At 67.6% G+C, this 17,432-nt stretch carries 19 protein-coding genes; 8 read left to right on the top strand and 11 right to left on the bottom strand.

Features of this window, described 5'->3' with window-relative positions:
• Positions 1 to 12 precede the first annotated feature (12 nt).
• From N0B71_RS10190 to nudE, 6 genes are all read right to left on the bottom strand, one after another.
• Positions 13 to 1,860 (bottom strand): Na/Pi cotransporter family protein, encoded by a 1,848-nt coding sequence (locus N0B71_RS10190; protein WP_259758730.1) that lies wholly within the window; start codon positions 1,858 to 1,860, stop codon positions 13 to 15.
• A gap of 64 nt (positions 1,861 to 1,924) precedes the next feature.
• A complete protein-coding gene (locus N0B71_RS10185) occupies positions 1,925 to 2,263 on the bottom strand; it encodes a multidrug transporter (RefSeq protein ID WP_192432261.1) in 339 nt (112 codons plus the stop codon).
• Between the two features lie 84 nt (positions 2,264 to 2,347).
• A complete protein-coding gene (locus N0B71_RS10180; protein WP_259758727.1) occupies positions 2,348 to 2,926 on the bottom strand; it encodes a lysophospholipid acyltransferase family protein in 579 nt (192 codons plus the stop codon).
• An 84-nt stretch (positions 2,927 to 3,010) separates the two neighbouring features.
• On the bottom strand, positions 3,011 to 3,823 hold the full coding sequence (gene mutM / locus N0B71_RS10175) for a bifunctional DNA-formamidopyrimidine glycosylase/DNA-(apurinic or apyrimidinic site) lyase (protein WP_259758726.1): 813 nt from the start codon (positions 3,821 to 3,823) through the stop codon (positions 3,011 to 3,013).
• Between the two features lie 119 nt (positions 3,824 to 3,942).
• Positions 3,943 to 4,761 carry a 3'(2'),5'-bisphosphate nucleotidase CysQ gene (gene cysQ, locus N0B71_RS10170; RefSeq protein WP_259758724.1) on the bottom strand — a complete coding sequence of 273 codons (819 nt, stop codon included), beginning with the start codon at positions 4,759 to 4,761 and terminating at the stop codon, positions 3,943 to 3,945.
• Positions 4,761 to 5,327, bottom strand: a complete 567-nt coding sequence (nudE, locus tag N0B71_RS10165) for an ADP compounds hydrolase NudE (protein WP_253442314.1) — start codon at positions 5,325 to 5,327, stop codon at positions 4,761 to 4,763. Before nudE ends, cysQ begins: the two co-directional genes overlap by 1 nt.
• Positions 5,328 to 5,453: 126 nt before the next feature.
• On the opposite strand from nudE, the gene yrfG reads away from it, so the two are divergent.
• On the top strand, positions 5,454 to 6,116 hold the full coding sequence (yrfG, locus tag N0B71_RS10160) for a GMP/IMP nucleotidase (RefSeq protein WP_259758721.1): 663 nt from the start codon (positions 5,454 to 5,456) through the stop codon (positions 6,114 to 6,116).
• Positions 6,117 to 6,168: 52 nt separating this feature from the next.
• Here the strand turns inward: yrfG and lysM are convergent, their stop codons facing one another.
• Entirely contained in the window at positions 6,169 to 6,615 is a 447-nt protein-coding gene (gene lysM, locus N0B71_RS10155; protein WP_259758719.1) for a peptidoglycan-binding protein LysM, read from the bottom strand.
• Between the two features lie 146 nt (positions 6,616 to 6,761).
• On the opposite strand from lysM, the gene N0B71_RS10150 reads away from it, so the two are divergent.
• From N0B71_RS10150 to N0B71_RS10130, 5 genes are all read left to right on the top strand, one after another.
• Positions 6,762 to 7,661, top strand: coding sequence for a LysR family transcriptional regulator (locus tag N0B71_RS10150; protein WP_259758717.1), 900 nt, complete (start codon positions 6,762 to 6,764; stop codon positions 7,659 to 7,661).
• 93 nt (positions 7,662 to 7,754) lie between these two features.
• On the top strand, positions 7,755 to 8,591 hold the full coding sequence (gene fdhD / locus N0B71_RS10145; protein ID WP_259758715.1) for a formate dehydrogenase accessory sulfurtransferase FdhD: 837 nt from the start codon (positions 7,755 to 7,757) through the stop codon (positions 8,589 to 8,591).
• A 26-nt stretch (positions 8,592 to 8,617) separates the two neighbouring features.
• The gene (locus tag N0B71_RS10140; RefSeq protein ID WP_259758713.1) at positions 8,618 to 10,939 is read left to right on the top strand and encodes an FdhF/YdeP family oxidoreductase; all 2,322 of its coding nucleotides are present in this window, start codon (positions 8,618 to 8,620) and stop codon (positions 10,937 to 10,939) included.
• 439 nt (positions 10,940 to 11,378) lie between these two features.
• A complete protein-coding gene (locus N0B71_RS10135) occupies positions 11,379 to 11,876 on the top strand; it encodes a glycine zipper domain-containing protein (RefSeq protein ID WP_259758711.1) in 498 nt (165 codons plus the stop codon).
• 121 nt (positions 11,877 to 11,997) lie between these two features.
• Positions 11,998 to 12,432: a glycine zipper domain-containing protein gene (locus tag N0B71_RS10130; protein ID WP_259758710.1), complete on the top strand. Its 435-nt coding sequence runs from the start codon at positions 11,998 to 12,000 to the stop codon at positions 12,430 to 12,432.
• 59 nt (positions 12,433 to 12,491) lie between these two features.
• Here N0B71_RS10130 and N0B71_RS10125 read toward each other — a convergent pair whose 3' ends face one another.
• The gene (locus N0B71_RS10125) at positions 12,492 to 13,031 is read right to left on the bottom strand and encodes a DUF2087 domain-containing protein (protein WP_259758708.1); all 540 of its coding nucleotides are present in this window, start codon (positions 13,029 to 13,031) and stop codon (positions 12,492 to 12,494) included.
• Between the two features lie 271 nt (positions 13,032 to 13,302).
• Here N0B71_RS10125 and N0B71_RS10120 point away from each other — a divergent pair, with 271 nt between their 5' ends.
• Positions 13,303 to 13,659, top strand: a complete 357-nt coding sequence (locus tag N0B71_RS10120; RefSeq protein ID WP_259758706.1) for a hypothetical protein — start codon at positions 13,303 to 13,305, stop codon at positions 13,657 to 13,659.
• A gap of 356 nt (positions 13,660 to 14,015) precedes the next feature.
• Here the strand turns inward: N0B71_RS10120 and N0B71_RS10115 are convergent, their stop codons facing one another.
• The 3 genes from N0B71_RS10115 to N0B71_RS10105 form a co-directional block, all read right to left on the bottom strand.
• Positions 14,016 to 14,450 carry an acyl-CoA thioesterase gene (locus N0B71_RS10115; protein ID WP_259758704.1) on the bottom strand — a complete coding sequence of 145 codons (435 nt, stop codon included), beginning with the start codon at positions 14,448 to 14,450 and terminating at the stop codon, positions 14,016 to 14,018.
• A 7-nt stretch (positions 14,451 to 14,457) separates the two neighbouring features.
• A complete protein-coding gene (locus N0B71_RS10110; RefSeq protein WP_259758702.1) occupies positions 14,458 to 15,615 on the bottom strand; it encodes an iron-containing alcohol dehydrogenase in 1,158 nt (385 codons plus the stop codon).
• Between the two features lie 304 nt (positions 15,616 to 15,919).
• Positions 15,920 to 16,714, bottom strand: a complete 795-nt coding sequence (locus N0B71_RS10105) for a thymidylate synthase (protein WP_259758700.1) — start codon at positions 16,712 to 16,714, stop codon at positions 15,920 to 15,922.
• A gap of 210 nt (positions 16,715 to 16,924) precedes the next feature.
• On the opposite strand from N0B71_RS10105, the gene N0B71_RS10100 reads away from it, so the two are divergent.
• On the top strand, positions 16,925 to 17,431 hold the full coding sequence (locus tag N0B71_RS10100) for a sorbitol dehydrogenase family protein (RefSeq protein WP_259758698.1): 507 nt from the start codon (positions 16,925 to 16,927) through the stop codon (positions 17,429 to 17,431).
• Position 17,432: the final 1 nt, after the last annotated feature.

Here is a 17,432-nt window from a genome sequence, read left to right as displayed (position 1 = left end):
GAGATGTGCTGATCAGGAAAGAATGAGCGCCGGCGCGTCATCCCCGGGGGCATCGAACAGACCATGTTCGGTGCCCAGCTGCAGCACGTTGCGCAGGCTCTGGATGATCCGGCTGACGTAGCCCAGGTCGTTCATCAGCGAGCTCATCTGCAGGCCATCCAGTTCCTGCCGGCGCACCGCGGCGAACAGGCGCTGGCGGAACGCCGCGTCGAATGCCGCCGCGCTCTCGTCGAGCAATTGCAGGCGCGCCACCAGCGCCTCCTCCGGCAGGTCCCCGCCCAGCAACGATCCGAGCGCGCGCACCTCCCGCAGCATGGCGATCAGGTGCCGGCGCAGCTCGACGTAGGTGTCGCGCAGCCCGGAGGGCTCGCCGTGCAGCGCCTGGCCGAGGTTCTTCTGCAGGTGCTTGGCATCCTTCACCGCATCCACCAGCTGCAACGCCGCCACCTGGCACGACAGCCAGAAGCGCTGGTGCTCCTCGTCCAGGGGCACTTCCAGGCGGCTCATGAAGCTCAGCAGGTCACCGTAGACGCCCTTGATATGGCGCTGGTAAAGCACCTCGGCGCCCAGCGCATGGCGGTCCGGCGCGGCGTGCAGCTCGCCTTCGTCGATGCGTGCCTGGGTGAGCATGTCCACCGGCAGGTACAGCGCGTGGCAGATCACCTCGATGCTCAGCCGCGCCAGGTGCCGCAGTTCCTGCAACACCGCGCTGGCGGCGGCATCGGCGGAGTCCAGCGCGCGCTCGTTGAGGTAGCGCGCATGGGTGCGCTCGATGACCGGCAAGGCCGGCGCCATGTCGGTGATCAGCACGGCCGGCTCTTCCACTTCCGGCAGCCAGCGCACCAGTGCATTGGCCAGCGCGCCCTGCAGCGGCCAGAACAGCGCCACGCCCATGCCATTGAACAGGGTGTGGAACAGCGCCAGCTGGATCATCGGGTTGTCCGCCAGCCCCAACGGCGTCACCAGCCAGTGCACCAGCCAGGTCAGCGGCGCGAGCAGGAAGAACGCCAGCACGCCCGTCACCACGTTGAACAACACGTGCGCGAGAGCCAAGCGCTGCCCGCTGCGGTTGCCGCCCAGGGAGCCGACGAACGCCGTGGTCACGCTGCTGCCGACGTTGGAGCCGATGGCGATCGCCAGGCTCTGGCCCAGCTCCAGCTGGCCGCCGGCGAGGGCCGCGAGGGTCAGCATCAGGGTCGCGTGGCTGGACTGCAGCACCACGGTGATGAGGATGCCGAAGGTGACGAAGAGCAACGCGCCGAGCATGCCGTCATAGCGCAGCTCGCTCATGTCCATGGCGTCGCCGAAGCTGCCGAAGCCCTCCTTGATCTGGTCGATGCCCAGGAAGATGAAGGCGATGCCCAGCAGGATGCGCCCGGCAGCCTTGCTCTTGGGGCCGTTGAAGCCCATCAGCACGCCGAACACGAGTAGCGGCAGCGCCAACGGGCTGAGGCTGAGATTCTGCCCGGCCAGCGCCAGCAGCCAGATGCCGCTGGTGGCGCCCAGGTTGGCGCCGAACAGGATGGCGATGCCGCCCGCCAACTGGATCAGCCCGGTGCTGATGAAGGCGATGGTGAGCAGGGAAACCAGGGTGGAGGATTGCAGCAGGAAGGTGCCGACCAGGCCGAACAGCAGGCTTTTGCCGCGGGTGGCGGTGCTTTTCTCCAGCCAGCGTTCGAGCTGGCTGCCGGCCAGGTCACGCAGGCCCTCTTCCAGGCACTGCATGCCGAACAGGAACAGCGCCAGGCCCGCCCCCAACTGCAGCAGACCGGCGCTGGACCAGAAGGTATAGCCCAGGACGAGGGCGACCAGCAGCAGAAGCAGCGGACGCAGGTGCTTCTTCAGCGCGGTCAGGTTCATCGGCTACCCACGGCGTTTTACCCGGCAAACCGGGCGGGCGAGGCGGCCATGCCGCCGCGGCCGATCAGTCCTTCTTGTAGCCGCTGGTGGTGCAGCCCAGGCAGCGCACGAAGGCGGCCTTGCCCGGATCGACCACGAGCGCCTGACCGGCCTCCTTGACGTTGCCACCGGCCGCGCTGAACGGCAGGGTGACCACGAAGGCCGCGGTGCCGACAACGGTGGCGGCGATCAGCAGCGGGCGCGCGATCAGCAGGTCACCGAGCATCGAATAGAACGGCGGGGCCGAGACGACGTAGGTCGGGTCGCCACTGACGTTGCTCACTTCTTCCTGAGCAACAGCCGGCAGCACCGAAAATGCACAGACCAGTGCCATTGCAGTGGCGGCGGTGCGGAACAGGGTCATGGAGGGAAGTCCTTTTTTGTGTAGTTGGGGCAGGCAGACTGCCATAACTATAACAGCGCTCCATGACTTGTCGCGTGACAGCCTTCAATCGCCGAAGAATGCGTATTCCGGCTTTTTCGGCACGAACGGCCGGTAGAACGCCAGCATCCGGCGCAGGTCGGCGGCTTCGTCGCCGGTGGGCCAGAACGGCTCGCCGATGACGATGCGCCGGCCGGGGTAGTCCAGCGCCGCCAGCACGATGGGCACGCCCGCGCCACGGGCGATGTGGTAGAAGCCCATTTTCCAGCGCTCGACCTTCTTGCGCGTGCCCTCCGGCGAGAGGATCAGCATCATCTCGCGGTTGCCGGCAAAGGCCTGGATTGCCTGGTCCACGGTGTTGAGCTTGAGGTGGCGCTGGATCGGGATGCCGCCCCAGCGGCGCAGCAGCCCGCCGAAGGGCGCGCGGAAAATGGTGTGCTTGCCGAACCAGCGGGCGTTCAGGCGCAGGACGAACTTGGCTGCCAGGAACAGGACGAAGTCCCAGTTGGAGGTGTGGTGCGCGCCGATCACCACGAACTTGTCCAGTGGCGGCAGCGCGCCGTCGATGCGCCAGCCGGCCACGCGCAGCATGCAGTGGCCGAGCGCCTCGGCGAACGGATTACGGGGCAGATAATTGCCGGACATGGGTCACCTGAAAGGCCCCTCGTCTGGGGCCATTGTTGTTATGGGCATATTGGGGGCGCAGCGTACCGGCGCGCGCCGGCGGCGTCAGCGCTGGCAGCGTGGACAGTAGACGCTGGCGCGCTGGCCGAGACGCACCTCACGCAGGATCGAGCCGCAGACCTTGCACGGCTCGCCGCCACGCCCGTAGGCGAACAACTCCTGCTGGAAGTAGCCCGGCTGGCCGTCGCCGCCGACGAAGTCGCGCAGCGTGGTGCCGCCGCGCTCGATGGCGATGGCGAGGATGCGCTTGATCTCCTGAGCGAGCTTCACGTAGCGCGCCCGCGAGATCGTCCCGGCCTCGCGGCGCGGGTCGATGCCGGCGGCGAACAGCGCCTCGGTGGCGTAAATGTTGCCCACCCCGACCACCACCGCGTTATCCATGATGAAGGGCTTCACCGCCATGCTGCGGTTGCGTGACAGCTGAAACAGGCGCTCGCCCTCGAACGCATCGGTCAGCGGCTCGGGGCCCAGGTGGCGCAGCAGCTCGTGCTCCAGGGGCGTCAGGCTCCAGAGCAGCGCGCCGAAGCGACGCGGGTCTGTGTAGCGCAGCGCCATGCCCGATTCCAGCTCGATATCCACGTGCTCGTGGCGCGCCGCCGGCGTGCCGCACTCCACCAGGCGCAGGCTGCCGGACATGCCCAGGTGGCTGATCAGCGTCCCCACCTCGGCATTGAGCAGCAGGTACTTGGCGCGCCGTTCCACCTGCACGATGCGCTGCCCGGACAGGCGCACGTCCAGATCCTCCGGGATCGGCCAGCGCAGGCGGCGCTCGCGGACGACCACGCGGCTGACACGCTGGCCTTCGAGATGGGGCGCAATGCCCCGGCGGGTGGTTTCGACTTCAGGTAATTCAGGCATGGATCACAACTGCGTAGGAGCTTTGCTGTAGGAGCGAGCTTGCTCGCGAAAGAGTTGACCGGCAACTCCGATGCACAAGAGCGTTCGCGAACAAGCTCGCTCCTGCAAAGGGGATAAGGTCAATCCAGTGTGCGGGCAAGCTGGATCAGGTCGCCGCGCCAGGCCGCATCCTTGGGCAGCGCGAGGAAGGACGTGTTGAGGAAACCCTCGCGCGCCTCGTAGGTGAAAGGCTCGCCCTGTACGTCCAGCACCTCGCCGCCGGCGCCTTCCAGCACGCCCTGGGCGGCGGCGGTGTCCCACTGGCTGGTCGGCGCCAGGCGCGGGTAGCAGTCCGCCGAGCCTTCGGCCAGCAGGCAGAACTTCAGCGAGCTGCCGATGTTGGCCAGGTTCAGGTCGCCGAAGCGCTGCGCCAGGCCGGCCAGCAGGCTTTCCTGCTGCGGACTGGAGTGGCGCTTGCTGGCCACTACGGTGAAGACGTCGTCCGGCTCACTGCGCACTTCGATGGCTTCGGGCTCGCCGCCGCGCTCCTCGCGCCAGGCGCCCAGGCCGTTGCCGCCGTAGTAACAACGGCCGCTGGCGGGAATCCCGACCACGCCGAAGACCACGCGGCCCTGCTCGATGAGCGCGACGTTGACGGTGAACTCGTCACTGCCGGAGATGAACTCCTTGGTGCCGTCCAGTGGGTCCACCAGCCACCAGCGGCTCCATTGGGCGCGACGCTCCAGCGGAATGTTGCAGTCCTCCTCGGACAGCACCGGCACGTCCGGCGCCAGCGCACGCAGGCCGTCGGCCAGCAGGCGGTGGGCGGCCAGGTCGGCGGCGGTCACCGGCGACTCGTCGGACTTGCTCTGCACGTCCAGGTCACCGCGCCAGAACGGCAGGATGACATCGCCCGCCTTGTGCACCAGGTCGATCACGGCAGGCAGAAATGCATTCATCACGGCTGGAATTCCCCTCGTTGGGTCAGCAGGTCGCGCACCAGGTAGAGCGCGGCCAGGGCCCGTCCTTCACTGAACTGGGCATTCTGCGCGAGGCTGGAAAGCTCGCGCAGGTTGATCTTGTCCACGCCCATCGGCTCCGGCTCGTCGCCGGGCAGCGATTCCTCGTAGAGGTCGCGGGCGAGCACCACCTGGATGCGCTGGCTCATGTAGCCGGGCGAGAGCGACAGCTCGGTGATGTGTTCGAGCTGGCGGGCGCCGTAGCCGGCCTCTTCCTTCAGCTCGCGGTTGGCGGCGTCGAGGATGTCCTCGCCCGGCTCCACCAGGCCCTTGGGCAGCGACAGCTGGTACTCGTCGACCCCGGCGCAGTATTCCTCGACCAGCACGGCGTGCTCGGCATCGAGCATGGCGATCACCATCACCGCGCCATAGCCCTGCCCCTTGCCCACCAGGCGCTCGTAGGTACGCTCGACGCCATTGGAGAAGCGCAGCTGCAGCTCCTCGACGGCGAAGAGCCGGCTTCTGGCAACGATCTCTCGGGCGAGGACCGTAGGTTTCTGACGCATGGGGCGACTCCTGGGGGTGGCCGGGTCGGCTATGATAACCCGCCTTTTCCGATTCTCCGTGTCAGATATCGCGCCGATTCCTTCCGCGAACGGCGCAATTGCGACACCCTTTTGCGAAAGCCCAGCATGCCACGCCTGCCCTGGAACCAGATCGACACCGTGCTGCTCGACATGGACGGCACCCTGCTCGACCTGCATTTCGACAACCACTTCTGGCTCGAACACCTGCCCCGGCGCTACGCCGAGCACCACGGCATCAGCCGCGCCCAGGCCGACGCCGAGCTGCTGCCGCTGTTCCGCGACCACGCCGGCCAGCTCAACTGGTACTGCCTGGACTTCTGGAGCCGCGAGCTGAAGCTGTCGGTGCTGGATCTCAAGCATGAGGTCGCCGACCTCATCGCCCTGCGTCCGGACGCCGACCTGTTCCTCGCCGAGCTGCGCCGCCACGGCAAGCGCGCGGTGCTGATCACCAATGCGCACCGCGATTCGCTGTCGCTGAAGATGCAGCGCGTGGAGCTGTCGCCCTGGTTCGACCGGCTGATCAGCTCCCACGACTATGGCTTCCCCAAGGAAGACCAGCAGTTCTGGCAGGCGCTGCAGGCGGACGTCGGTTTCGACCCGGCGCGCAGCCTGTTCATCGATGACAGTCTGCCGATCCTGCGGGCCGCGCGCACCTTCGGCGTTGCCCAGTTGCTCGCGGTGCGCCAGCCGGACAGCCGCCAGGGGCCGAAGGACACCGAGGAATTCGCCGCCCAGGAAGACTACCGGGCGCTGCTCGAGGGATTGTGACGCACGGGAATGCAGAAACAGCGAGCCCGGCACTGGGCCGGGCTCTCTGGCGTTATTCCGGAATCCGCAGCACCTGGCCGGGATAGATCTTGTCCGGATGGCTGAGCATCGGCTTGTTCGCCTCGAAAATCTTCATGTAGGCGTTGGCATTGCCGTACTCGGCCTTGGCGATGGCGCTGAGCGTGTCGCCCTTCTTCACCGTGACGAAACGCGCTTCGGCCGCCGGCGCTGCGGAAGCCGCCACCGTGATGTGGTCTTCGACGCCGGACACGCCGGCAACGTTGCCCAGGGTGAGGAGGATCTTCTCCTTCTCTTCCTGGCTGGCCACTTCACCGGTGGCGATGACCTTGTCGCCCTCGACGCTGAGCTGGATGTTCGGGTTGCCCAGGCCGACATTGGCGATGTGGTCCTTGAGCGACTCGGCCGCTTTGGCCTCGTTGCCCACAATGCTGTCCCACAGCTTCTCGCCGGCTTCCTTAACGAACGCAAAAATGCCCATTTCCAACCTCCCTACGGTTACAGTGACAGGCGGCCGGCATTGGGCAGACCGCGCGCCCCTGGAGTCTAGACGGGGTCTTCCGCGGCGCCTGACGGAAAACTCCTAATCCGCCGCCACCCGACAGAACGCCCCGGAGCTTCCCGCCGATGGACATCAAGCAGCTGAAATTCCTCTGCGCCCTGGACGAGACGCGTCACTTCGGCCAGGCGGCGGCACGCTGCCATGTCACCCAGCCGACCCTGTCCATGCGCCTGCGCGGCCTGGAGGACGAACTGGGCCTGGAGCTGGTGCGCCGCGGGCAGCGCTTCGAAGGGTTCACCGAGGCCGGCGAGCGCGTGCTGGCCTGGGCCCGCAGCCTGCTGGCGGCCCATGACGGGCTGTATGCCGAGGCGGCCGCCTGCCGCGGGCAACTGGTGGGCACCCTGCGCCTGGGCCTGGTGCCACTGGCAGGGTTCGACCCGATGCGCCTGATCGAGCTGTTCGCCCAGCGCCACCCTGAGCTGCGCTTCCAGCTGTTCGCCCTGAGCTCGGAGAACATCCTCGAAGGCCTGGGGCGCAACCAGCTGGACCTCGGCCTGTCGTACCTCGACCGCCTCGACCGCGAGCACTTCGACAGCCTGGAACTGGCCGCCACGCGCATGGGCCTGCTGCACGACCGCCGGCACTTCCAGATCGACAGCCCGACCCTGAGCTGGGACGCCCTCGCCGAACTGCCGCTGGGGCTGTTGGCCTCCGGGATGCACTTCCGCCAGTCCATCGACCATGGCTTTCGCAGCCGCGGCCTGGCGCCCCAGGCCCGCCTGGAGACCGACGCAGTGCACCAACTGGTGCAGGCCGTGGAACGCGGCCTGTGCTGCGCGATCATGCCGCTGGGCAGCGGGCTGGATGCCCAGGGCCAGCACTTTGCGCTGACCCCGATCGACGACGCCCGCACCTTGGCGCCGCTGGGGCTGATCCTGCGTCGCAGCGAGCCGCGCTCGGCGCTGGCCGAAGCCTGCTTCCGCGAAGCGGCGGCCTTGCTGGGCAGCGCCGAGAGTGACCGATAGAGCGCGTCGATCACAACATCGACAGCAGTCATTAGACGCTGTCGCGGCATCGGCATAGTCTGGTCGCATTACTAGAACCATAGGGCTCAGCCCATGCCTTGCCTGATCCCCCGCCCGGCCGGCGCCGAGGTTCGGGACGCCGTCGCGCCTGCCGATGGCTACCACTACGCCGAACTCTCCCCGGAGAGCGCCGCCGGTCGCGCCGCGCTGGCCGGGGAAATCGCCCTGGCGATCGCCTACAACGGCCTCAGCCAGGCGGTGATGATGGTCTCGCCCCATGACCTGGAAGACTTCGTCCACGGCTTCAGCCTGGGCGCAGGTCTCATCCAGTCCATCGACAACATCTATGACGTGCGCCTGACGCCCCATGGCGACGCCATCGCCGCCGAGGTGCAGGTCAGCAACCGCGCCTTCTGGGCCCTCAAGGACCAGCGCCGGCAACTGGCCGGCAACACCGGCTGCGGCCTGTGCGGCGTCGAGGCGCTGGACCAGGCGCTGCCCGAGCTGCCGGTGCTGCCGGCGGCGCCGCTGCCACCGGCCGCGCACCTCGAACACCTGCGCGAACGGGTCAATGCCGTGCAGGAACTCGGTCGCCGCAGCGGCGCCCTGCACGCCGCGCTGTTCGTCGATGCCGCCGGCGAGATCCGCCTGTGCCGCGAAGACATCGGCCGCCACAACGCCCTGGACAAACTGATCGGCGCGCTCAAGCGCCAGCGCCTGGAGCTGGCCGGCGGCTTCGCCGTGGTCACCAGCCGCTGCAGCCTGGAACTTATCCACAAGGCCGTGCGCGCCGGGTTGTCCACCCTGGTCAGCTTCTCCGCACCCACCGCGCTCACCGTGCAGTGGGCCCGCGAACACCAGCTGAACCTCATCCATCTGCCCCACCGCAGCGCGCCCCGGGTCTACAGCCCGGCGCCGCCCGCCGCCTGATCGCCCGCTTGCCCGAAAGAGACCCCATGAGCCTGCAGCAAGACAATCCCCGCTACCAACCCTACAAGGGCGCCGCCGCCGGCTGGGGCGCGCTGATCAGCGTCACGCGCTTCTGGCTGGACAGCAAACAGCCGTTCAAGAACCTGCGCGCCCTGCTCAAGACCAACCAGAACGGCGGCTTCGACTGCCCCGGTTGCGCCTGGGGCGATTCCCCGGAAGACGGCCGGGTGAAGTTCTGCGAGAACGGCGCCAAGGCGGTCAACTGGGAAGCCACCAAGCGCCGCGTCGATCCGGCCTTCTTCGCCCGCCACAGCGTCAGCTCGCTGCGCGAACAGAGCGACTACTGGCTCGAATACCAGGGCCGCCTGACCGAGCCGATGCGCTACGACCCGGCCACCGACCGCTACCAGCCGATCGCCTGGGACGACGCCTTCGCCCTCATCGCGCAGCACCTGAACGCGCTGGAAAGTCCCCACCAGGCCGAGTTCTACACCTCCGGCCGGGCCAGCAACGAAGCGGCCTTTCTCTACCAGCTGTTCGTCCGCGCCTTCGGCACCAACAACTTCCCCGACTGCTCGAACATGTGCCACGAGGCCAGCGGCGTCGCCCTGGGCCAGAGCGTGGGCATCGGCAAGGGCACCGTGACCTTCGACGATTTCGAGCACGCCGACGCGATCTTCGTCTTCGGCCAGAACCCCGGCACCAACCACCCGCGCATGCTCGAACCGCTGCGTGAAGCAGTGAAGCGCGGCGCCCAGGTGGTCGCCTTCAACCCGTTGAAGGAACGCGGCCTGGAACGCTTCCAGCACCCGCAGCACCCGCTGGAGATGCTCACCAATGGCTCCGAGCCGCTCAACACCGCGTTCTTCCGCCCCGCACTGGGCGGCGACATGGCCGCCGTGCGCGGCATCGCCAAGTTCCTCCTGCAGTGGGAACGCGAGGCCCAGGCCAAGGGCGAACCGGCAGTGTTCGACCATGCCTTCATCGCCGAACACACCCGGGGCGTGGATGCCTATCTGGCGGTGGTGGATGACACAAGCTGGGACCACATCGTCCAGCAGTCGGGCCTGAGCCTTGCGGAGATCGAGCAGGCGGCGCTCATGTACCGCCGTGCCGAGCGGGTGATCGTCTGCTGGGCCATGGGCATCACCCAGCACCATCACTCGGTGCCGACAATCCAGGAACTGGTCAGTCTGCAACTGCTGCGCGGCAACGTCGGTCGCCCCGGCGCCGGCCTGTGCCCGGTGCGCGGCCACAGCAACGTGCAGGGCGACCGCACCATGGGCATCAACGACCGCCCGCCGGCGGCGCTGCTGGACGCCATCGAGCGCCGCTTCCAGTTCAAGGTGCCGCGGGAGAACGGCCACAACACCGTCGAGGCGATCAACGCCATGCTCGCCGGCGAGGCCAAGGTGTTCATCGGCCTGGGCGGCAACTTCGCCCAGGCGACCCCGGACAGCCCGCGCACTCACCAGGCCTTGCGCAATTGCGCGCTGACCGTGCAGATCAGCACCAAGCTCAACCGCAGCCACCTCACCGTCGGCCGCGACGCGCTGATCCTGCCGTGCCTGGGCCGCACCGACATCGACCGCCAGGCCGAGGGCCCGCAGGCGGTCACCGTGGAAGACTCCTTCAGCATGATCCACGCCTCGTTCGGCCAGCTGGAGCCGTCGTCGAAGCAGATGCGCTCGGAGCCTGCGATCATTGCCGGGATCGCCAAGGCCACCCTGGGCAACCGCCTGGTAGACTGGGACGCGCTGATCGCCAACTACGACCGCATCCGCGAGCTGATCGCCGACACCATCCCCGGCTTCGCCGACTTCAACCGCCGCGTGGCCAACCCGGGCGGCTTCCACCTGGGCAACTCGGCCGGCGCGCGGCGCTGGAACACCGCCAGCGGCAAGGCCAACTTCCACCACCACCCACTGCCGGCGGACCTGGTCCACGCGAAGATCCGCGAGACTGGCCAGGAGCCGCACCTGATCCTGCAGACCTTGCGCTCCCACGACCAGTACAACACCACCATCTATGGCCTGGACGACCGCTACCGCGGCGTGCGCGGCCACCGCGAGGTGGTGTTCGCCAACGAGGCGGACATCCGCCGTCTGGGCTTCGAGCCCGGCGAGAAGGTGGACATGGTGTCGCTCTGGTCCGATGGCGTGGACCGCCGCGTCAGCGGCTTCACCCTGCTGGCCTACGACATTCCCGCCGGCCAGGCCGCCGCCTACTACCCGGAGACCAACCCGTTGGTGCCGCTGGACAGCCACGGCGTGGGCAGCCACACGCCGACCTCGAAGTTCGTCGCCATCCGCTTCGAGAAGGCGCGGCCGAGTCTGCGGATCGTCTGATGACCTGACGCTTCAATGCGCCTTACTAGGAGCGGGCCATGCGCGCGATCGCGGGCATGGCCCGCTCCTACAGCTCCGGCTGACGTGCTCTTCGTAGGAGCGAGCTTGCTCGCGAAGCGTTTCTGCGGACGCGCCACTGCGCGTCCTGCGAAAAATCCGCCGGATTTGCATCACGTAGGAAGGGGATGAAGGCTACACTCCGAGGGGCCAGGGTGATTTCCGTGAAAAGCCATCATTTCAATGGCTATTTGTGGCGAAAACACCGCAAAAACGGAACCCTGGAATAACACTCAGACCGCCTGAAATCGAAAAAGTTCTGACCACAAATCAAATACTTGCAATATTTGATGAAAGTCGTGTTACTCGTCGGAACCCCCTTGTCAGAGCCTTCGCACGAACCGAGGATCGCTTCCAACATCCCCACAGAGAGATCCTCTCTATGAAGTACTCCTCGATGCTCCTGTTGTCCTTTGCGCTGGTCGGTGGCACCGCCTACGCGGACGGCGACACCCGTGCCGGCGTCGGTGGCGCCCTGGGCGGGGTATTGGGTTCGGTCATCGGCCAGTCGGTCGGTGGCAGCACCGGCGCCGCCATTGGTAGCGGTATCGGCGGTGCGGCCGGTGGCGCGGTCGGTGCCCGTCACGGCAACAAGACGGAAGCCGCCATCGGCGGTGGCCTGGGCGCAGCCGGCGGCCAGGTGATCGGCAACAAGATGGGCGGCACCACCGGTGGCCTGATCGGCGCGGCCCTGGGTGGCGGTGCCGGCGGCGCGCTGGGCAACCATTACGCCGACAACAACCGCGATGACGACGATGATGACTACCGCCACGGCTACCGCCGCGCGCGCTACGACGATCGCTACGACCGCCGCTGGCACGACAACGGTCGCCACCGTGGCTGGTACAAGCACAAGCATCACCATCGCGACTGGGATTGATCTGCGGCATTGCTGACCGCGATCAGTCCACGGAAACGACGACTGACAGCCGGGCCTGATTGCCCGGCTGTTTCGTGTGCGGGACAATTCCCCCGATAACTCCTACCTTCAGGTTCGCAACATGCGTAAGACTCTCTCTGTTCTGGCCCTGGCCCTGCTGGCCAGCCATGCCCTGGCCGACGACACCAAATCCGCCATCGGCGGCGGCGTCGGCGGTGCCCTGGGCAACGTCGTCGGCGGCGCCCTGGGCGGTTCCACCGGCGCGGCCATCGGAGCCGGCGTAGGCGGTGCAGCGGGCGGCGCGATGGGCGCGAAGAACGGCAACAAGACCGAGGCCGCCATCGGCGGCGGCCTGGGTGCAGCCGGCGGCTCGGTGATCGGCAACAAGGTCGGCGGCTCCACCGGCAGCGCCATCGGCGCGGGCCTGGGCGGCGCAGCCGGCGGCGCGCTGGGCAACCACATGGCCGATGACAACAACGACGATCACCACAGCGGCGGTGGCCACCACAAGGGCAAAGGCCACTACAAGAACAAGCACAAGCATCACGACGACTGACCGATGCCCGTGTGAAAAAGCCCGCCTATTGGCGGGCTTTTTCGTTCAGGGTTCAGGGTTCAGGCGCAGGCAGGCAGACAGGACAGCAACGCGCTCAATTCCGCCGGCGGGCGCCGCTCGATACGGCGGTACTCGCCGCCGTCGTCGGTGCGCGCAAGCCAGCCGCCATCCACCAGCGCCCGGCGCAACAGCAGGTGGTCGCCGAGGCGCTCCTGGGCGCGCAGACGTGCGTTGAGCTCCTTTTCGCTCCAGCGCTGGCGCGCCGGCAGCCGCGACCACAGCACCCACAGGCAGGCCTCGCGGTGGCTGTGCTTCTTTGGCCAGCGCTGCAGGCAGCCGGCGTCATCGAAGTAGCGCCGCCATTGCTCGACGCGGCGAAAATCCACCACCGCCTCGGGCTCGGCCTCGCGGGCCAGGCGGGATTGGGCCTGGTGGCTGGCGCGCAGCGCCTGATAGTTGCGAAAGCCCACCGCGCGGGCGAGCAGGTTGAGCAGTTCGACGTGGCCTGGGCGTTCGGGCGCTTCGTCGAGCTGGCGCGCCAGGGATTTCGCCAGGGCGGTGATGTCGGGGGCGTGGTAGGGCAAGCGTTGCCTGGACACAGTGCAATCCTCGTTGCGTGCCAAGACCTCGCAGGGAGGTAATCGGGGGTCGCCGTTCCGATGCGGCACGGGGAACGTGTGTCGGATCGTCAACGATGCGGGGAACCGCGCGGCAGGTTTAGCGCTCTCCATACGGAGCGGCGACGCCTGGGTGAACTGCCGACCGAGGGCCAGCATAGGCCGGACGCCGCGCCCGGGACAAGCCCCGTGCCATTTCGCGAGCCTGGTATAGGCTTGCCGGGGAAGGATCACTGCCAACAAGGAGTTGCTCGTGAAAGCTCTCGCTGCCGCCGCCCTGCTGCTGACGCTCTGCGCCGCGTATGCCGGGGACTGGCAGGTGTGCCAGCTGGAAGTGGAAATCACCGCGGCGCTCAAGCTGCCCGTGCGCGGGCTGGAGGGCCAAGTGAAATCAGCCAAGCCGCGCGCCGCGGGCACCGAGTGCCCGAGCCCAGGGGAGATGATCGCCTTCGAACCGGAAAGCGCCGACTGGCAGAGCCGCATCCCGCGCCAGCATTGGCCGGCGCCTGGGCAACGGGTGTGGATGCGCTACCAGTACCTGGACGGCATCTGCAAGGGCGACGGCAACAGCCGGCCGTGCCGGATCGAGCATTATCCGATGGGCTGGTGAGAAGAGGCCCGCTGCTGCAGGAGCGGGTCATGCCCGCGATGCGGGTGTTTGTGTCGGCTGTGCGGGAACGATGAAGCCAATGTAGGAGCGAGCTTGCTCGCGAACCGCATGGCACCGATGTTCACCTGCAGGCCGGCCACACCGGGCGGGGGCGCTCTCCGAATGTCCGGCCTGGTGGCAGGGCACCTGATACGCCGGCCCTGCCGGCGCATCGCGGGCATGGCCCGCTCCTACAGGGCGGCCGGGACTTCCGTTTACGTAGGAGCGGACCTTGTCCGCGAAGTCCTTGACGTCAGAACTCCCAGTTGCCGGCGAGCGCCCGCTCCCAAGGGTGGTGCCGCCCAAAGCGGTGCGAATCAGCCGCGAACCAGCACTTCCATCGCCCCGCGCAGCGCCGGGGGAATCGACACGGGTCGATTGCTCGCGCGGTCCACGAACACATGCACGAACTTGCCGGCCGCGCAGGCCAGCTCCTCGTTTTCGCGGAAGATCGCCAGCTCGTACTGCACCGAGCTGTTACCCAGCTTGCCGACCCGCAGGCCGACCTCGATGCGTTCGGGGAAGGCCACCGGCGCGAAGTAGTCGCAGCTGGAGCTGACCACGAAGCCCACCACCTCGCCGTCGTGGATATCCAGGCCACCGCGCTCGATCAGGTAGGTGTTCACCGCCGTGTCGAAGAAGCCGTAGTAGGTCACGTTGTTCACGTGGCCGTAGATGTCGTTGTCGTGCCAGCGCGTGGTGATCGGCTGGAAGTGCGCGTAGTCGGCGCGGCTGGGGTGCTGTTCGCTCATCGGGTTCTCAGAAGGCGGCTCGGTAGATGGCCAGCGCGTCGCGCTCGCTGACCTCGCGGGGATTATTCACCAGCAGGCGCTGTTGCAGCATCGCATCGGCGGCCAGGCGCGGCAGGCTGTCCTCCGGCACGCCGGCATCGCGCAGGCGCGACGGCAGGCCGCTGCGCGGACTGAGGGCGGCCAGTTCGGCGATGAACTGCTCGGTGCGGTCGGCGTCGCTGCGCAGGCGCTCGCCCAGCAGCAGCGGCGCCAGTTCGGCGTAGAGCTGGCCGGCATTGGGCGCATTGAAGCGGATCACTTCCGGCAACACCAGCGCGTTGCTCAGGCCATGAGGAATGTGGAAATGCCCGCCCAGTGGATAGGCCAGCGCGTGCACGGCCGCCACCGGGGCGTTGGCGAAGGCCTGGCCGGCCAGGCAGGCGCCCAGCAGCATGGCCTGGCGCGCCTCGCGGTTGCCGCCGTTGTGTACCGCCTCGTCGAGATTCAGCGCCAGCAGGCGCAGCGCCTCGCGGGCCAGCAGGTCGGAGAGCGGATTCTTCTTCAGCTTGCTGGTGTACGCCTCGATGGCGTGGACCATGGCATCGATGCCGGTGGCTGCGGTGACCGCCGGCGGCAGGCCGAGGGTGAGGTCGGCATCGAGCACGGCGAGATCGGGCAGCAGGTGCGGGCTGACCACGCCCATCTTGGTGGTTTCCCCGGTGGTGACGATGGCGATGGGGGTCACTTCCGAGCCGGTGCCGGCGGTGGTCGGCACCTGGATCAGCGGCAGGCGCGGGCCGCGGGCATTGCCCACACCGAAGATGTCCTTCAGGCCCTGGGTCGCCCCGGGGTGAGCCAGCAGCGCCACCAGCTTGGCGACGTCCATCGAACTGCCGCCGCCGAACCCGATCACCAGTTGCGCCGCCATCCTGCGCGCCTGCTCGGCGGCTTCCAGCACCACGCTTTCCGGCGGGTCCGCGAGCACCTGGTCGAACACCTCCACCGCCACGCCGGCCGCAGCGAAGCCCGGCAGCACGCCGTCGAGCATGTTCAGGCGGGTGATGCCGGGGTCGGTGACGATGAGCACGCGATGGGCGCCGCGCTCGCGGCAGAGCTCGCCCAGGCGGGCGGCGGAGCCACTTTCACAGAGGATCTGCGCGGTGGTGGCGAAGCTGAAAGGCTGCATGACGGTCCCCGGTCTTGTCGTTGTTCGGCGGAAAATCCGTGGGCCGCTGCACGCGGCCAGCCGGGGGAGCATAGCAATGCCGGGCGGACTCATGAAACCTCGTACCGCCAGGCGAAACAGTTATTCACGAGATGAATGCTGCGGTAGGAAATTTCGTAGGCGTAGGAGCGGATTCATCCGCGATCGATTTCCGGCCGCTCCGAGCCAGCCGGTTGCACATCGCGGACAGAGTCCGCTCCTACGAAATCGGCTCGCAGAAACGAGAAAGGCCGGCATTGCGCCGGCCTTTTTCATCGAGGAGAGGTCAGACGGCGACCGGGGCCTTGATGTGCGGGTGGGCCTGGTAGCCGACCAGTTCGAAGTCTTCGAAACGGAAGTCGAACAGGTCCTTCACTTCGGGGTTGATCTTCATGGTGGGCAACGGCAGCGGCTGGCGGGTCAGCTGCAGGTCGGCCTGTTCCAGGTGGTTGGCGTACAGGTGGCAGTCGCCGCCGGTCCAGATGAACTCGCCCGGTTGCAGCCCGGCGACCTGCGCCACCATCAGCGTCAACAGCGCGTAGCTGGCGATGTTGAAGGGCACGCCGAGGAAGATGTCGGCCGAGCGCTGATAGAGCTGGCAGCTGAGCTTGCCGTCGGCCACATAGAACTGGAACAGCGCGTGGCACGGCGGCAGGGCCATTTCGTCGATCAGCGCGGGGTTCCACGCGGAGACGATCAGGCGGCGCGAGTCCGGGTTCTTCTTCAGCATGGCCATCAGGTTGGCGATCTGGTCGATGTGGCGGCCGTCCGGCGCCGGCCAGGAGCGCCACTGGTAGCCGTAGACCGGGCCCAGGTCGCCGTTCTCGTCGGCCCATTCGTCCCAGATCGAGACGCCGTTTTCCTTCAGGTAGGCGATGTTGGTCGAACCTTTGAGGAACCACAGCAGCTCATGGACGATCGATTTGAGGTGGCACTTCTTGGTGGTCACCAGCGGGAAGCCATCGGCGAGGTCGAAGCGCATCTGGTAGCCGAACACGCTGTAGGTGCCGGTGCCGGTGCGATCGCTCTTGAAGGTGCCGTGTTCGCGCACGTGGCGCATGAGGTCGAGGTACTGTTTCATCGCTGCGGTTTCACCCAAAAGCCGGTCGGTGAGGCTCTGCGGCGCGGCTCCGGGGTGGGCCGCCGGCAGAACGATTCGCCCGGCAGAATCTGAACAAGCGGCAATACTAAGGGCCTGGGCCCGGTATCGCCACCCTGGCCGACCAACACCCGATTCGAGCGGCGACAGACCGCGCTTTCCAACCGTTCGCCTGTTGCAAGAGAGGTCGTCATGTCCGAGGCACCACTGCCCGCCTTCCCCCTTTCACGCCGCCGCCTGCTGGCGGTGGCCTGCGCCAGCGCCGCCCTGGGCGGCGTCCTGCTCAGCCCCGCCGGGCGCACCTGGGCCGCGTTGACGCCGCAGGCCGAGGCGGAGCTGGAGGACTTCATGACCCTGTCCCAGCGCCTGACCGGTCGCAGCAACCTCGACCCGCGCATCGGCCAGCGCCTGTTCCAGACCCTGGCGCAGCGCGACACCGCGCTCAAGCAGAGCCTGGCCGAACTGCTCGAACGTCTGGGCGACGCTCCGGACAGCTGGAGCGAGCGCCAGCAATGGCTGGCCCGGCAGATTCTCGGCGGCTGGTACCTGGGGCAGATCGGCGATGACAGCAACGCCACGGTGGTCACCTACGAGCAGGCGCTGATGTTCCGCGCGGTGGACGATGTGCTGGTGATCCGCAGCTATTGCCCGAACCAGCCGGGCTTCTGGGCGGCGCAGCCCGTCGAGCGGGGGGCCTGAG

The organism is Pseudomonas sp. GCEP-101 (genome assembly GCF_025133575.1).
GTDB classification, from domain to species: domain Bacteria; phylum Pseudomonadota; class Gammaproteobacteria; order Pseudomonadales; family Pseudomonadaceae; genus Pseudomonas; species Pseudomonas nitroreducens_B.
The sequence above is the reverse complement of the archived record's forward strand: the minus strand, read 5'-3'. Positions and strand labels throughout refer to the sequence as shown.

What these genes read in the sequence shown, in the direction of transcription:
- cysQ (WP_259758724.1), bottom strand. Translation starts at nt 4,761, where the DNA reads ATGAATGCATTTCTGCCTGCCGTGATCGACCTGGTGCACAAGGCGGGC.
- lysM (WP_259758719.1), bottom strand. Translation starts at nt 6,615, where the DNA reads ATGGGCATTTTTGCGTTCGTTAAGGAAGCCGGCGAGAAGCTGTGGGAC.
- mutM (WP_259758726.1), bottom strand. Translation starts at nt 3,823, where the DNA reads ATGCCTGAATTACCTGAAGTCGAAACCACCCGCCGGGGCATTGCGCCC.
- yrfG (WP_259758721.1), top strand. Translation starts at nt 5,454, where the DNA reads ATGCCACGCCTGCCCTGGAACCAGATCGACACCGTGCTGCTCGACATG.
- N0B71_RS10110 (WP_259758702.1), bottom strand. Translation starts at nt 15,615, where the DNA reads ATGCAGCCTTTCAGCTTCGCCACCACCGCGCAGATCCTCTGTGAAAGT.
- N0B71_RS10150 (WP_259758717.1), top strand. Translation starts at nt 6,762, where the DNA reads ATGGACATCAAGCAGCTGAAATTCCTCTGCGCCCTGGACGAGACGCGT.
- N0B71_RS10135 (WP_259758711.1), top strand. Translation starts at nt 11,379, where the DNA reads ATGAAGTACTCCTCGATGCTCCTGTTGTCCTTTGCGCTGGTCGGTGGC.
- N0B71_RS10105 (WP_259758700.1), bottom strand. Translation starts at nt 16,714, where the DNA reads ATGAAACAGTACCTCGACCTCATGCGCCACGTGCGCGAACACGGCACC.
- N0B71_RS10100 (WP_259758698.1), top strand. Translation starts at nt 16,925, where the DNA reads ATGTCCGAGGCACCACTGCCCGCCTTCCCCCTTTCACGCCGCCGCCTG.
- N0B71_RS10115 (WP_259758704.1), bottom strand. Translation starts at nt 14,450, where the DNA reads ATGAGCGAACAGCACCCCAGCCGCGCCGACTACGCGCACTTCCAGCCG.
- N0B71_RS10130 (WP_259758710.1), top strand. Translation starts at nt 11,998, where the DNA reads ATGCGTAAGACTCTCTCTGTTCTGGCCCTGGCCCTGCTGGCCAGCCAT.
- nudE (WP_253442314.1), bottom strand. Translation starts at nt 5,327, where the DNA reads ATGCGTCAGAAACCTACGGTCCTCGCCCGAGAGATCGTTGCCAGAAGC.
- N0B71_RS10190 (WP_259758730.1), bottom strand. Translation starts at nt 1,860, where the DNA reads ATGAACCTGACCGCGCTGAAGAAGCACCTGCGTCCGCTGCTTCTGCTG.
- fdhD (WP_259758715.1), top strand. Translation starts at nt 7,755, where the DNA reads ATGCCTTGCCTGATCCCCCGCCCGGCCGGCGCCGAGGTTCGGGACGCC.
- N0B71_RS10185 (WP_192432261.1), bottom strand. Translation starts at nt 2,263, where the DNA reads ATGACCCTGTTCCGCACCGCCGCCACTGCAATGGCACTGGTCTGTGCA.
- N0B71_RS10140 (WP_259758713.1), top strand. Translation starts at nt 8,618, where the DNA reads ATGAGCCTGCAGCAAGACAATCCCCGCTACCAACCCTACAAGGGCGCC.
- N0B71_RS10180 (WP_259758727.1), bottom strand. Translation starts at nt 2,926, where the DNA reads ATGTCCGGCAATTATCTGCCCCGTAATCCGTTCGCCGAGGCGCTCGGC.